General features: G+C 71.9%; 12 protein-coding genes and 1 pseudogene. 5 read left to right on the top strand and 8 right to left on the bottom strand.

The window, feature by feature from the left end; all coding sequences use genetic code 11:
- Positions 1-14 precede the first annotated feature (14 nt).
- From ACIRD7_RS10690 to ACIRD7_RS10660, 7 genes are all read right to left on the bottom strand, one after another.
- Entirely contained in the window at positions 15-1,091 is a 1,077-nt protein-coding gene (locus ACIRD7_RS10690) for a helix-turn-helix transcriptional regulator (protein WP_403452165.1), read from the bottom strand.
- A gap of 166 nt (positions 1,092-1,257) precedes the next feature.
- A complete protein-coding gene (locus tag ACIRD7_RS10685; RefSeq protein ID WP_403452163.1) occupies positions 1,258-3,012 on the bottom strand; it encodes a VanW family protein in 1,755 nt (584 codons plus the stop codon).
- Positions 3,013-3,111: 99 nt separating this feature from the next.
- Positions 3,112-4,272, bottom strand: coding sequence for a DUF475 domain-containing protein (locus ACIRD7_RS10680; RefSeq protein WP_403452161.1), 1,161 nt, complete (start codon positions 4,270-4,272; stop codon positions 3,112-3,114).
- 2 nt (positions 4,273-4,274) lie between these two features.
- Positions 4,275-4,670: a universal stress protein gene (locus ACIRD7_RS10675; RefSeq protein WP_403452160.1), complete on the bottom strand. Its 396-nt coding sequence runs from the start codon at positions 4,668-4,670 to the stop codon at positions 4,275-4,277.
- A complete protein-coding gene (locus ACIRD7_RS10670; protein ID WP_403452158.1) occupies positions 4,667-6,172 on the bottom strand; it encodes a tripartite tricarboxylate transporter permease in 1,506 nt (501 codons plus the stop codon). Before ACIRD7_RS10670 ends, ACIRD7_RS10675 begins: the two co-directional genes overlap by 4 nt.
- 7 nt (positions 6,173-6,179) lie before the next feature.
- Positions 6,180-6,719, bottom strand: coding sequence for a tripartite tricarboxylate transporter TctB family protein (locus tag ACIRD7_RS10665; RefSeq protein WP_403452156.1), 540 nt, complete (start codon positions 6,717-6,719; stop codon positions 6,180-6,182).
- Complete coding sequence (locus ACIRD7_RS10660; RefSeq protein WP_403452154.1) at positions 6,716-7,720, bottom strand: Bug family tripartite tricarboxylate transporter substrate binding protein; 1,005 nt, start codon at positions 7,718-7,720, stop codon at positions 6,716-6,718. Before ACIRD7_RS10660 ends, ACIRD7_RS10665 begins: the two co-directional genes overlap by 4 nt.
- A gap of 103 nt (positions 7,721-7,823) precedes the next feature.
- Here ACIRD7_RS10660 and ACIRD7_RS10655 point away from each other — a divergent pair, with 103 nt between their 5' ends.
- Together ACIRD7_RS10655 and ACIRD7_RS10650 are read left to right on the top strand one after the other, a co-directional pair.
- A complete protein-coding gene (locus ACIRD7_RS10655) occupies positions 7,824-9,509 on the top strand; it encodes an ATP-binding protein (protein ID WP_403452152.1) in 1,686 nt (561 codons plus the stop codon).
- Complete coding sequence (locus ACIRD7_RS10650; RefSeq protein WP_403452150.1) at positions 9,506-10,186, top strand: response regulator; 681 nt, start codon at positions 9,506-9,508, stop codon at positions 10,184-10,186. The genes ACIRD7_RS10655 and ACIRD7_RS10650 overlap by 4 nt, the downstream gene beginning before the upstream one ends.
- 12 nt (positions 10,187-10,198) lie before the next feature.
- On the opposite strand, the gene ACIRD7_RS10645 is transcribed toward ACIRD7_RS10650, so the two are convergent.
- Positions 10,199-10,468: a DUF1876 domain-containing protein gene (locus tag ACIRD7_RS10645; protein WP_403452148.1), complete on the bottom strand. Its 270-nt coding sequence runs from the start codon at positions 10,466-10,468 to the stop codon at positions 10,199-10,201.
- Positions 10,469-10,504: 36 nt separating this feature from the next.
- On the opposite strand from ACIRD7_RS10645, the pseudogene ACIRD7_RS10640 reads away from it, so the two are divergent.
- The 3 genes and pseudogenes from ACIRD7_RS10640 to ACIRD7_RS10630 all read left to right on the top strand — a co-directional run bounded on the left by ACIRD7_RS10640 (position 10,505) and on the right by ACIRD7_RS10630 (position 13,285).
- Positions 10,505-11,046 (top strand): annotated as a pseudogene (locus ACIRD7_RS10640) (DUF6424 family protein).
- A 306-nt stretch (positions 11,047-11,352) separates the two neighbouring features.
- Positions 11,353-12,030 (top strand): response regulator transcription factor, encoded by a 678-nt coding sequence (locus ACIRD7_RS10635; RefSeq protein WP_403452146.1) that lies wholly within the window; start codon positions 11,353-11,355, stop codon positions 12,028-12,030.
- Positions 12,031-12,040: 10 nt separating this feature from the next.
- Positions 12,041-13,285, top strand: coding sequence for a sensor histidine kinase (locus tag ACIRD7_RS10630; protein ID WP_403452144.1), 1,245 nt, complete (start codon positions 12,041-12,043; stop codon positions 13,283-13,285).
- The last annotated feature ends 27 nt before the right edge of the window (positions 13,286-13,312 follow it).

Below are 13,312 nucleotides of genomic sequence, written 5' to 3'. Positions count from 1 at the left end.
GAGCGCCCCGCCCGTCACCTCTTGGTGAGTCCCTCGGTGTCGAACACCGCGGGCGGGGTGCCCGCGACCGACGGATCGTGCCCCTCGGGGTCGGTGTCGTCGAGCAGCCCGGCCCGGCCGATCAGATAGCCGGCGTGCAAGCGGCTGCGCGCGCCCAACTGCTCCATGATCTCGGCTATGTGGCGCTGACAGCTGCGCAGACCCATGCCGAGCCGGCGGGCGATGGCCCGGTCGTCGAGGCCGGACACCAGCAGCCGGGTGATGTCCTGCTTCACCTCCGTCGACAGGGCGTGCAGCTGCTCCTTCTGGTACTCGGCGGTGAAGGGGGTGGCACTCGGCCAGGCCCGCTCGAAGGAGGCGACCGCGAAGTCCACGACGCTCTGGTCGTGCACCAGGACCCCGCCCAGGGGACGCCCGTGCAGTGTGATCACAGCGGCCTGCCGGTCGAAGACGATCACGCGCGGGAACCCGTCGCTGAGCGTGCGCACCTCGGCGCCGAGCCGGGCCACCCGCTCGACGTAGGCGACGGTCGGCTGGTTGTAGCGGGCCGTGTGCTGGTAGAGCGTGCGGACCTTGACCCCGCGGCGCAGCATCGCCTCGTCCCGGGCGATCGCCTCCTCGAGAACCGGGGTGGGGCGGCCGCCGCCGGGCTGCGAGGTGAGCATCTCGCTGGTGCAGGCCGCGCCGAGCTCACTGAGCACGCTCCGCACGGCACGCAGGCTCGGCAGTATCTCGATCGCGCTGTTCTGCAGCCACTTGGCGCGCGCGGCGGCGTACAGCGGCCGCAGCCGCTCCATCTCGGCGCGGGCCTCGGCGATCTCGCCGAGCTGCTCGCTCACCGCCTGCTCTCTCGGGAACAGCGTCTGCGCGGCGGCACTGTCGGGACTGACGGCCGTCAGCATCCCCGTCTCGTCGTCGGACGGACACAGCAGGCCCAGCGCCTGGAGGTCGGCGAGCGCACTCTCGATCACGTCGGGTTCGCGGTCCAGCTGCCCCGGAAGTGCGGAGGGCAGCACGCCCGGACCCGTCAGTGCCAGCTCGTAGATCGCCCTTCCATCGGGGCCGAGCCTAGGCAGGCCTGACGCACGCAATGCGATCGACATCCTTTCCGCTGATGTGAAGAACCGGTGGAGCGTCCTTTTTCTACGTGGCTCATCGGCCGCGCACAAGGCATTTCGATCGTTGGCCATGAGGCGTGTCGGCTGCCGTCATGTGCCGTCCCGGTGCGGCCGCGAAGTCACGAGGGCCACCGTACGCTCACCGCGGCCGGGAACCCTCACAAACGATCTCGTCGCGGGGCTTGTAGTGGGTGCGGAACGGCTCCCGTCGCACCACCTGGCCGTCCTGGACGAACTGCCGCACGACGGTGACGTCGAAGCCCTCCAACGGGGTCTGCGGAACACACCTGTTGTCGGCGTTCACCTTGCGCTCGGGCTGCCGCACGTTCGTGCGCGGGCCCGTGAGCGAGGAGATCTCGTCGTACTTGCGGGTGCCGAGGAAGCTGACGGTGACGGACGAGGCGGTGGAGTGGGCCTGGATGTAGACGGCGTGACCGGAGTCGTTCTTGAAGCGCAGGTCCAGGCTGCCCCAGGCCACCGTCGCCTCGCGGCCCTCCGGGTAGCGCTCGATGTAGAAGGAATGGGCGCCGTACTCCACGGGTTTGACGCCGGCGAAGAACATCGCGTTGAAGACGGTGGTCGCCACCGCGGACACCCCGCCGCCCGGCGCCTTGGTGAACTCGTCGTTGAGGATCATGACGCCGTCGACGAAGCCGTTGGCCTCCGTGCGCTCGCCGACGGTGCGGTTGAAGCTCCAGGTCTTGTTCGGCATGACGACGGAGCCGTTGATCAGCTCCACCGCACGGCCGATGTTCCGGGTGCGGTACGGCGCCGGTTCGAAGTTGACCGTGAAGGAGGACATCTGCTCGCGCAGCCCGAGCCGCATGACGTTGTCACGGGTCACCTGCGGCTCGGCCACGAGCGTGGCGATCTCGCCGCTGCGGGCGGCGGCCCGCTTGGTGAGCAGCGGCAGCACGGCCTTGCCCAGCGCCTTGTCGGTGACGACGTGACCGGCCCGGCCGTCCTGGACCACCCCGACCCGGTTGCCGACCAGACCCAGCTCGGCGTTGCGGGCCCGGGCGTGCAGCGAGGACAGGGGCCGGGTGACGGCGGGGTCGGCGCGCAGGCCCTCGTGGTCCAGCCGCGGGGTGAGCCGGCCGGCGGCGTCGGGGCGCATCGACAGGTACTCGCCGAGCACCGGCTGGTCGATCGTGAAGCGCAGGTCGGCCGCGGTGAGCGTGACCGGCGCCGACATGGCCGGCTCGGCGAACTCGCGCACCGCCCGCCGCACCTCCCGCTCGGTGACCTTCGGCCTGGTCTCGCGGGTGGGCAGCGCCGTGACGGAGTCGGCGTCCCCCTTGAGGAAGGCGGTGCGCAAGGGGTCGATCGCCGCGTCGGTGTCCAGTGCCCGCCCGTTCACCGGGGCGATCGTCCGCACCTGGCCGCCCTCGAAGGTGACGGCGCCCTCGCGGACCTTCTGGTCGACCGACTTCGCGACCCTCTTCAGGGCGGCGTGGGCCCGGTCCTCGTCGACGGCCACGACCGGCTCGACCGAGCCGCCCGAGCTGAACAGGCCGCCGATCACGGTGAAGGGGTCGGCGTCCTCGGTGCGCGAGGCGCGGTCCACCGTCTTGTCGTAGTCGAAGGTGAGGCCGACCTGCCGCGGGTCGATCCGGCCCTTGCGGTCGCCGATCGTCACCCGCAGGTCCCGGGCGGCGGCCGGCCCCAGCCGGTCCTCCAGCTTGCGGACGGCCGCTTCGTGGCTCAGCCCGCCGATGTCCACGCCGCGCACGGTAGTACCGGCCTCTATGTCCCCGCCCGCGAGCAGCAGCCCGGCGAGATACAGGCCGCCGACGCCCACGGCGAGGGCGCCGCCGGCCAGGGCTACGGGCGGCAGTGAGGTGATACGGCGCGCGGAGGCGGCGGGCGGGGCGGAGGGGACGCGGAGGCGCATGGGTCTCCCGGGCGGGCGATCGACTGGGACGGCGCGTGGATGACGCGACGCTGTGCGCGAGGCAAACACATCCAGCTAGCCACAATCGGTCGAAAACGCCTATGTCGTGGACCACGTTTGTCGCGGATCACCCCGCTTGTCACCCTCCGTGTCACCCTGTGTGCCCTCCCCGGCGGCCTCCAGGGCCCTGTTGCGGCGGACCGAGGCGAGGAAGGACGCGGCGATCAGGACGACGCCGATCAGGCCGGTGACGATCTCGCTGATCTGGTGCTGGATGGTGACCAGCAGGATCGCGGCGAGGGCGCCGATGGCGTAGTGGGCGCCGTGCTCCAGATAGACGTAGTCGTCGAGGGTGCCCTGGCGGACCAGGTACACCGTGAGGGAGCGGACGTACATCGCGCCGATCCCGAGGCCGAGGGCCATCCAGAAGATGTGGTTGGTGACGGCGAAGGCGCCGATCACGCCGTCGAAGGAGAAGGACGCGTCCAGCACCTCCAGGTACAGGAACAGGAAGAACGCGGCCTTCCCGGCGAGGGCCACCACGGTGACCGGCCGGCCTTCGGCCCTGGCCTTCTCCTCCTCCTCGTGCTCGTGTTCCTCCTCCGCCTCGATCCGGTCCTCGAAGTGCGCGGAGAGGCCGCCGACCACGAGATACGTGATCAGACCGGCGACCCCCGAGAGCAGCACGGTGGCCGTCTTGTCCGCGTGGCCCGTGCTGACGTGGGCGTGCGCGGCGAAGGTCAGCGCCGTGGCCAGCAGGGCGACGAGCGCGAGGCACACCGAGAGCATGTCGATCCTGCCGAGCCGCGCGAGCGGGCGCTCCAGCCAGGCCAGCCACTTGATCTCGCGGTCCTCCAGGATGAAGTCCAGGAAGATCATCAGCAGGAACATGCCGCCGAAGGCCGCGATCGCCGGATGGGCGTCGGTGACCAGGGCCTGATAGCGGTCGGGGTCGTCCAGGGCGAGCCGGACCGCCTCCACCGGGCCGACCTCGGCGCTGATCGCGACGATCACCACCGGGAAGACCAGCCGCATGCCGAACACGGCGATCAGGATGCCCAGGGTGAGGAAGATCCGCTGCCAGAAGGCGTTCATCCGCTTCAGGATCCCGGCGTTGACGACCGCGTTGTCGAAGGACAGCGAGATCTCCAGGACGGAGAGGATCAGCACGATCCCGAACGCCTCCCAGCCCCACTGCCAGGCGGCGAAGGCGAGGCCGAGCGCCGTGACGGCGAACGACCAGCCGAAGGTCCGCAGCACCGTCAGCCCTCCGCCTTCACCGCGAGGACCGGGCAGCTCACGCCCAGCAGGATCTGCTGCGCCGCCGAGCCCATGATCAGCTTGCCGACCGCGCTGCGCCGCCTGAGGCCGATCACCACCAGGGAGACGCTCTTGGTCTCCGCCAGGTCGATGATCTCCTCGGCTGCGTCGCGGGCGCCGAGGACCTGACGGATGTCGAAGTCGAGGCCCAGGGCCGCGAGGTCCTCGCGGACATGGGTCAGGTCCGGTTCCTGGGCGAACCGCGGGTCCGCCAGCGCGTCGCCCCGCGAGGCGTTCACCACCAGCAGTTTCTCGTCGCGGCGGCGGGCCTCGTCGATCGCCGCGCGCAGAGCCGCCTCGCCCTCGGGGGAGGGGACGTATCCCACCAGAATGGTCATGCTCCTACTCCCTCACGGGACGGTGGACGTTTGACGAACCTGCCGACCAGCGGCCACAGCAGGACCAGCGCGATCGCGGCGTAGACCGTGTAGGACACCGGCCCGCCGAGCAGCCCCGACAGCTCGCCGCCGGACAGTTGCAGCGAGCGGCGGCCCTGGAGCTCCGCGCGCGGGCCGAGGATCACGCCGACGATCAGCGGCAGGACCGGCAGTCCGAAGCGTCGCATGGCGAAGCCGAGCAGGCCCAGGGTGAGGAGGATGAACAGGTCGAGCGGCTGGGCGTTGACGGCGTAGGCGCCCATCGTGGCGAAGAAGAGGATGCCCGCGTAGAGGTACGGCCTCGGTATCCGGAGCAGCTTCGCCCACGCCGGGGCCAGCGGGAGGTTCAGCAGCAACAGCAGCAGGTTGCCGATGAACAGGCTCGCGATCAGCACCCAGACCAGGCTCGCCTCGCGCTCGAAGAGCAGCGGCCCGGGCTGGATGCCGTACGACTGGAAGGCCGCCAGCATCACCGCGGCCGTCGCGTTCGTCGGAAGCCCGATCGCCAGCATCGGGACCAGGGTGCCCGCCGCCGAGGCGTTGTTCGCGGCCTCCGGTCCGGCCACGCCCTCGATCGCGCCCTTGCCGAACTCCTCGGGATGCCTGGTCAGCCGCTTCTCCGTGGCGTACGACAGGAACGTCGGGATCTCGGCGCCGCCGGCCGGCAGCGCGCCGAACGGGAAGCCGTACGCCGTCCCGCGCAGCCAGGGCTTCCAGGACCGCTTCCAGTCCTGCCGGCCCATCCACGGGCGGCCCACCGGGATCACCTCGGCCGGCCGGCGGCGCAGATGCGCGGCCACCCACAGCGCCTCGCCGACCGCGAAGATGCCGACCGCGACCACGACGACGTCGATGCCGTCGGCCAACTGCGGTATCCCGAGGGTGAGTCGCTGCTGGCCCGACACCGTGTCGATGCCGACCAGGCCGATCGTCAGGCCGAGGAGCAGGGAGACGAAGCCGCGGATGCGCGACGAGCCCAGGACCGACGTCACGGCGATGAACGACAGCAGCATCAGCGCGAAGTAGTCGGGGGCGCCCAGGCTCACCGCGAAGTCCACGACGAACGGGGTGATCAGGACCAGCAGCAGGGTGCCGACGGTGCCCGCCACGAAGGAGCCGATCGCCGCCGTCGCCAGGGCCTGGGCCGCGCGGCCCGCCTTCGCCATCCTGTTGCCCTCGATGGCGGTGACCACGGACGAGGACTCGCCGGGGGTGTTGAGGAGGATCGACGTCGTCGAGCCGCCGTACATGCCGCCGTAGAAGATGCCGGCGAACATGATGAACGCCTGCACCGGCTCCATGCCGTAGGTGATCGGCAGCAGCAGGGCCACCGTCATCGCCGGGCCGATGCCCGGCAGGACGCCCACCGCGGTGCCGATGACCACGCCGACCAGGGCGAGCAGCAGGTTCAGCGGGGCCATGACGTCCGCGAAGCCCTGCATGAGGTTGTTCAGGTTGTCCATCGCGGCCTCACAGGATTCCTTGCAGGACGCCGGCGGGGAGGTTCACACCGAGGCCGACCGCGAAGGCGTAGAAGGTCGTCAGGGAGAGCGTCGCGGCGATCAGCAGATTGCGTATGTAGTGCCGGTTGCCGAGCGCGAACGCCGTGCCCCAGAACAGCAGTCCGCCGCTGATCACCCAGCCGAGCCGCTCGATGAGCAGCGCGTTCGCCACGAACACGGCGACCAGCAGCGCCACCGTGCGCCAGTCGGCGCCGCCCGACAGGTCGACGTCCTCGCCGGCCTCCGGCTCGCCGTGGCCGCCCCGGGCCACGTCGACGGCGTACAGCGCGGCGAGCGCCACCAGCAGCGTGCCCAGGATCAGCGGCACCGCGCGCGGGCCGACCGGGTCGGTGCCGCTGGTGATGTGCGGGATGCCGAGGGCGTCCACGACCACGGCGGCGCCCAGCAGGGCGAGGAACGCGCACATGCCGTACTGCGCGCGGTCCCCGCCCTCCCGGGGCGGAGGGGAGTCCTCCACGGTCCGTTCGTCCTTCACCTGGGAGCTCATGCCAGCCCGAGCTCTGCCAGCAGGTCGGCGACCGCCTTGTCCTGCTCGGTGAGGAAGGTGCCGAAGTCGTCACCGGCGACGAAGGCGTCGACCCAGCCGTTCTTCTCCAGCTGCGCCTGCCACTCCTTCGAGTCGTGCATCCTCGTCAGCGAGTCGACCCAGGTCTTCTTCTGCTCGGCGGTGATGCCCGGAGGGGCCACGATCCCGCGCCAGTTGGTGAAGACCAGGTCGATGCCGGAGTCCTTGAGGGTCGGGGCGTCCTTGAGCGCGTCGATCGGCTTCTCGCTGGTCACCGCGAGGACGCGGACCTGCCCGGCCTCGATCTGGTCGAGGAACTCGCCGAACCCGCTGGCCCCGAAGGCGAGCTTGTTGCCGAGGATGGCCGGCAGCAGCTCGCCACCGCCGTCGTAACTGACGTAGTTGACGTCCTTCGGCTTGATGCCGACCGCCTTCGCCAGCTGCATCGGCAGCAGGTGGTCGGGGCCGCCCGGCGACGAGCCGCCGCCCACCGCGAGCTTCTTGGGGTCCTTCTTCCAGGCGGTGACGAGGTCGTCCATCGTCTTGTACGGGGAGTCCTTCGGCACGACGATCGCGCCGGCCTCCTCGATCAGCTTGGCGACCGGCGTGGTGTCGGTCAGCGTCGCCTCGGACTTGGAGGTGTACGAGGCTCCGACGACACCCAGGCCCATCTGCATGGCCATCTTGCCGTTGCCCTTCTCGTTCACCAGGCGCTGCAGGCCCACCGTGCCGCTGGCGCCGGGCAGGTTGAACACCTGGACGCCGGAGGCGATGTCGGTGTCCTGCATGACCTGGGTGACGGTGCGGGCGGTGAGGTCGTAACCGCTGCCCGGTGTGTTGGGGACCATGAGGCGCAGGCCCGTCACCGGCTTGCCGTCCCCGCCCCCGGACTCCTCCTTGTCGGCGGTGGCGCCACAGGCGCTCACCGCGATCATCGAAACGGCGGCAAGAGCTCCGACAAGTGCGGCTCGTCGACTTCTCATGGCTCATCTCTTTCGCTCGGCCCGATCCGGCGCCATGATTGTGCGGTTCCTGAGACACCCCGTCTCGGTTGTGTGACCATTGAAGGTTGAGTTCATAGTGGTCATGACGTCCCGGTCCCCGTCACGGCAGCAGCGCCGTCAGACGCTCGCAGGTGAGCTGCTGGTATGGCAGCTCGCCATTGTCGTGATCGTGCTCGTCGCCGTGGCCGCGGTGTCGCTGGCGCAGTCGAAGGCGACGTTCGACCGGGTCGAGGGCCGCCGGGTGACCGCGCTCGCCGAGGAGATGGCGGGCAACCCCCTGGTGCGCACCCAGATCGTCCGGCCCGCCCCCGCCGAGATGCTCGCACCACTGCTGCAGTCCACGCTGACCCGGTCCGGCGTCACCTCCGCCATGGTCGCCGGCGCCGACGGCGAGATCGTGGCCGCCACCGACCCGACCCTGGTCGGAACGCGCATGCCGGGCGACGGACCCCAGGTCACCGAGGCCGTCGGCTGGTCCGGGGAGCTGCCGGTGGGCGGCGTCACCCAGCTCGTGGCGCAGGCGCCGGTGCTCGCAGCGGGCGACAGGAACGCCGGGGACCACCTCGGCACGGTGCTGATCGGCCGGACCTCCCCGTCGGTCTGGCAGCGGCTGGTCGGCGCCTCCTCCTACCTGCTGGTCTACCTCGGCGTCGCCAGCGTCCTCGGCCTGGCCGGCTCCTGGCTGCTGGCCCGGCGGATCAAACGGCAGACCTTCGGCATGGAGCCGCGCGAGATCGCCGGGCTCGCCGAACACCGGGAGGCGATGCTCTTCGGGATCGCCGAGGGAGTCGTGGCCCTCGACCCGCACCAGCGGCTCACCCTCGTCAACGCCGTCGGCCGGGGCCTGCTGGACCTGCCCGAGAACTGCGTCGGGATGAGCCTGGCCGACCTCGGGATCGAGGGGCGGCTGTACGACGTCCTGGCCGGGACCGCGTCGGCGGGGGAGCCCGGCGATCTCGCCCGGCGCGACGAGGTCGTCGTGCGCCGGGGCCGCGTCCTGGTGATGAACCGGATGGACGTCACCAAGGACGGCCGCCTCCTCGGCTCGGTCACCACCCTGCGCGACCGCACCGAACTCGCCCAGCTGGAGCGGGAGTTGGGATCCTTCCGCAGTACCACCGAGCTGCTGCGCGCCCAGGCCCACGAGTTCTCCAACCAGTTGCACACCATCTCCGGGCTCATCCAGATCGGCGAGCACGACGAGGTCGTGAGTTACGTCCGCGCCCTGCGCAAACACCGCGAGTCGCTCGACCTGCACCTCACCAGCCGGGTCCACGACCGGGCCGTCGCGGCCCTGCTCATGGCCAAGTCGGCGCTCGCCGCGGAGCGCAAGGTACGGCTGAAGATCTCCGAGCGCACGGCCCTGGAACAGCTGGAGCCGACCGACTCCGCCGATGTGGCGACCGTGCTCGGCAACCTCGTGGACAACGCGGTCGACGCCGCCGCGAGCGGTTCCCCGGCGGGGGACGGCGAGCCCGGCGCGTGGGTGGAGGTGGAGCTGCGCCAGGACGCCTCCAGCGTCGAGATCGTCGTACGGGACTCGGGGCCCGGGGTGGCTCCCGAGCTCGCGCAGGAGGTGTTCCTGCACGGGTTCACCACCAAGGCCGCCCAAGGCGGCGACCGGGGGATCGGCCTGGCGCTCACGCGGCTGGTGTGCAAACGCCGGGGCGGTGAGGTGTCGGTGACCAACACGCTGTCGGGCGCCATGTTCACCGCCCGGATGTCCGTCGGCCGACCGGCCGACCGAGCGACGGAGGCAGTCCGATGATCGACGTCCTGATCGTGGAGGACGACTTCATGGTGGCGCGGATCCACCGTGGATTCGTCAACGACGTCGACGGGTTCCGGGTGATCGGCACCGCGAACTGCGGCGAGCAGGCGATCGCCGCGGTCGGCGAGCTGCAACCGGACCTGGTGCTGCTCGACCTCTACCTCCCCGACATGTTCGGCCTGGAGATCATCCCCCGGCTGCGCACCGCCGGACACGACTGCGACGTCATGGTGATCAGCGCGGCACGCGAGTCCGAGGCGGTGCGCGGGGCCGTACGCCAGGGCGTCGTCGACTATCTGCTCAAGCCCTTCGACGCGGAGGACCTCAGGGCGCGCCTGGAGCAGTACGCGGCCCGGCGCAGCAACCTCTACGCGGCGGTGGTCAGCGGCCAGTCCGACGTGGACCGGGCGCTGGCGCGGGGCACGGCACCGGCCGCCGCGCCCGCGGCCCTGCCCAAGGGGATGAGCGTGGAGACCGCGGAGCTGATCGAGCGGGAGCTGCGCGCGGCCGACGGCAGCCTCTCCGCCGCCGAGTGCGCGGCCCGCCTCGGCGTGTCCCGGGTGAGCGCGCGGCGCTATCTGGAGCACTTCAGCGTCACCGGCAGGGCGGAGGTGTCCCTGCGGTACGGGCAGGCGGGACGGCCGGAGCGGCGGTACAGCTGGGCGCGGGACTGACGCCCGGCCGCGTCACCGGTCGACGGGGCCGGTCAGCTGGACGATGTCGTCGGCCGCGATGTCGTGCAGCCTGATGGACAGGTCCTCCAGGGCGCGGCAGGCGGCGAGTTCGTCGCCGATCTCGGGCACGGGCCGGTCGAGCGGGTTGCGGCGGGCCACACCCCGTCCGGTGACGGCGATCATGTCGTCGGGCGTGTCGTCGGTGGTCAGCACGGCTTCGGCGCGGGTGTTGTCGCCGTCCTCGGTGATGTGGATCCGGACGGTCCAGTTCTTGTCTTCCATCGAGATCACTTCCGTACGGGGTCGGGAGCCCTATAGATGAGCGTGCGCCTGTTCCGTGGCCGGGTCCAGTGCGAGTCGACGGCCCCGGGGCCGGCCGCACGATGGAAGGAGAGCCGGAAAACCGGCTCCGCCCGCGAGGCCGCCGAGCTGATCGCCGCCTTCCCGCTGACACTGCCCGCCCTGGACGGGCCGGGCTACAAGCGGGCGCGCGAACTCCTCGAGACGCCGGCCACGGATGCCGACGGCGTCGAGGCCTGGACCGACTCCCTCTTCAACTCGTGCGCTACGACGACTTCGACCTGTGGGTCACCCACCCGGACGGCACCAACGCCGGTGTCACCCCCGTGAGTCGGCGCGGTTCCGGCGACGGGCAGCTGCGCATCGTCCACGCCCGGCACGCCACCGCCGCCGGGGACGCCGTCGCGGAGGCGCAGCGGCGCCGCACGATGGCCGTCGTGCCGCCGGACAGCCCGATCGCGCCGGCGGCGTTCGAGCAGCGGATACCGCGCGGGGGCGAAGTCCGCTTCCGGGCCCTGGCCCGCGACGCCGGCATGATCCAAACGACAGGCCCTAGCTGACTCAGGGGGCGCCCTCCTCCCCGGGAAGCAGATCCGCCCTCATCCGCTCCTGCCGCGGAGGCATGACAAGTGCCTCCCTGGGCACGATGTGCCGAAAGGTCGCGGAGAGAAGGCTGGTCGCAACGGGCCGAGCCATCAGAGGAGGAGGGCGTCATGAACCCCCAGAGCCACGTCCGCGTGCGTGTCACCCGCCGGCCCGTCGCTCCCCGCGACACCAGGGGCGAGATCGACCGCCGCACGCCCTCCGGGCGCATCCTGCCGTACTGACACCGAGCCCGCGCGCCCTTGGCGACGTACGTTGAGGGCATGCGGGTGCTGGTCGTCGAGGACGAGGAGCGGTTCGCGGCGGGGCTCAGGGACGGCCTGGAGGCCGAGGGCTTCGCCGTCGACATCGCGCTCGACGGCGTGGACGGCCTGTGGCTGGCCCGCGAGCACAGCTACGACGCGATCGTCCTCGACGTCATGCTGCCGAAGCTCAACGGCTACCGCGTCTGCCGGTCCCTGCGCGCCGAGCGCGACTGGACACCGATCCTCATGCTCACCGCCAAAGAGGGCGAGTGGGACGAGATCGAGGGCCTCGACACCGGCGCCGACGACTATCTGACCAAGCCCGTCTCCTACGCCGTACTCCTCGCGAGGCTGCGCGCGCTGCTGCGCCGGGAGGCCCGGCAGCGGCCCGCACCTCTGGCCGCGGGCGATCTGCGGCTCGACCCGGCGGCCCGGACGGTCAGCCGGGCCGGGCACGACATCGAGGTCACCGCCCGGGAGTTCGCGGTGCTGGAGTTCCTGCTGCGGCGGACCGGGGAGGCGGTGTCCAAGCGGACCATCCTCGACCACGTCTGGGGCGACGACTTCGAGGGCGACCCGAACATCGTCGAGGTGTACGTACGGCGGCTGCGCAACAAGGTCGACCGGCCCTTCGGACGGCGGTCGCTGCTGACGTCACGGGGGCACGGGTACCGGCTCGTGCCCGACGACGGGTGACGGGTGCCCGATGACGGGCGAGCGGTACGAGCGCCGGCTGCGGGCGGTACGGGTCCGGGCCACGGTCGTCGCCGTGCTCGCGGTGGCCGTCGCCCTGGTCGCCGCCGGCGTCGGGCTGGTCGTCGGGCTGCGCACCGAACTCAGCGACGACGTACGCGACGCCGCGCGGGCGCGGGCCTCGGACGTCGCCCGGGTCATCGAGGCGGGACGCGGGGTGCCCGCGCCGACGGTGTCCGCGCCCGACGAGGAGTTCCTGCAGGTCCTCGCCCCGGACGGCACGGTCGTCGCGGCCAGCGAGAACGTCGCGGGCCGACCGGCGCTGGCCCGGCTCGACCCCGGCGAGAGCGCCTCCGTCGACACCCCGCTCGACGACGACCCCTTCCTCGTCGTCGCGGTCGGCGCCCGGGACGACGGCCGCGAACTGGTCGTCCTCGACGGCCGGGACGCCGCCGGGGTCCACGAGGCCACGGACACCGTCACCTGGCTGCTGCTCATCGGCCTGCCCGTCCTGCTCCTCCTCGCGGCCACCGCGACCTGGGTCGCCGTCGGCCGCACCCTGCGCCGCGTCGCCCGCGCCGAGGCGGCACAGCGCCGGTTCGTCTCCGACGCCTCCCACGAACTGCGCTCACCCGTCGCCACCGTCCGCCAGCACGCCGAGGTCGCCCTCGCCCACCCCGGGCGCACGGACACCGGCGTCCTCGCCGGCACCGTGCTCGACGAGGCCGTACGCATGCAGCGCCTCGTCGACGACCTGCTGCTGCTCGCCCGCGCCGACGAGAGCGCCCTGCTGCGGGGCGGGCCGCGGCCGGTCGACCTCGACGACCTGGTCCTGGCGGAGGCGGGCCGGCTGCGCTCCGCCTCGCCCGGCCTGCGCGTCGACAGCACGGCCGTGGGCGCGGCCCGGGTGACCGGCGACGAGGAGGCGCTACGGCGACTGGTGCGCAACCTCGGCGAGAACGCGGCGCGGCACGCGCGCACGCGGGTGGCGCTGGGGCTGCGGGACGCCGGGGACGGATGGGTGCGGCTGCTGGTGGAGGACGACGGCCCCGGCATCCCGGCCGCCGACCGGGGCCGGGTCTTCGACCGCTTCGTACGGCTGGACGAGTCCCGCGCGCGGGGCGCGGGCGGCGCGGGGCTGGGCCTGGCGATCGTGGCGGAGGTCGCCGGGGCGCACCGGGGGACGGCGGAGGCGGGGGTGAGCGAGGGGCTGGGTGGGGCTCGGTTCACGGTGACGCTGCCGTCGGCGGGGGAGTGAGCGGGAGAGTGAACCGTGGCGGTGAGT

Source organism: Streptomyces sp. NPDC093568, from assembly GCF_044764945.1.
In the GTDB taxonomy this organism is placed as follows: Bacteria; Actinomycetota; Actinomycetes; order Streptomycetales; family Streptomycetaceae; genus Streptomyces.
This window is presented reverse-complemented; position numbering and strand designations above follow the sequence as displayed.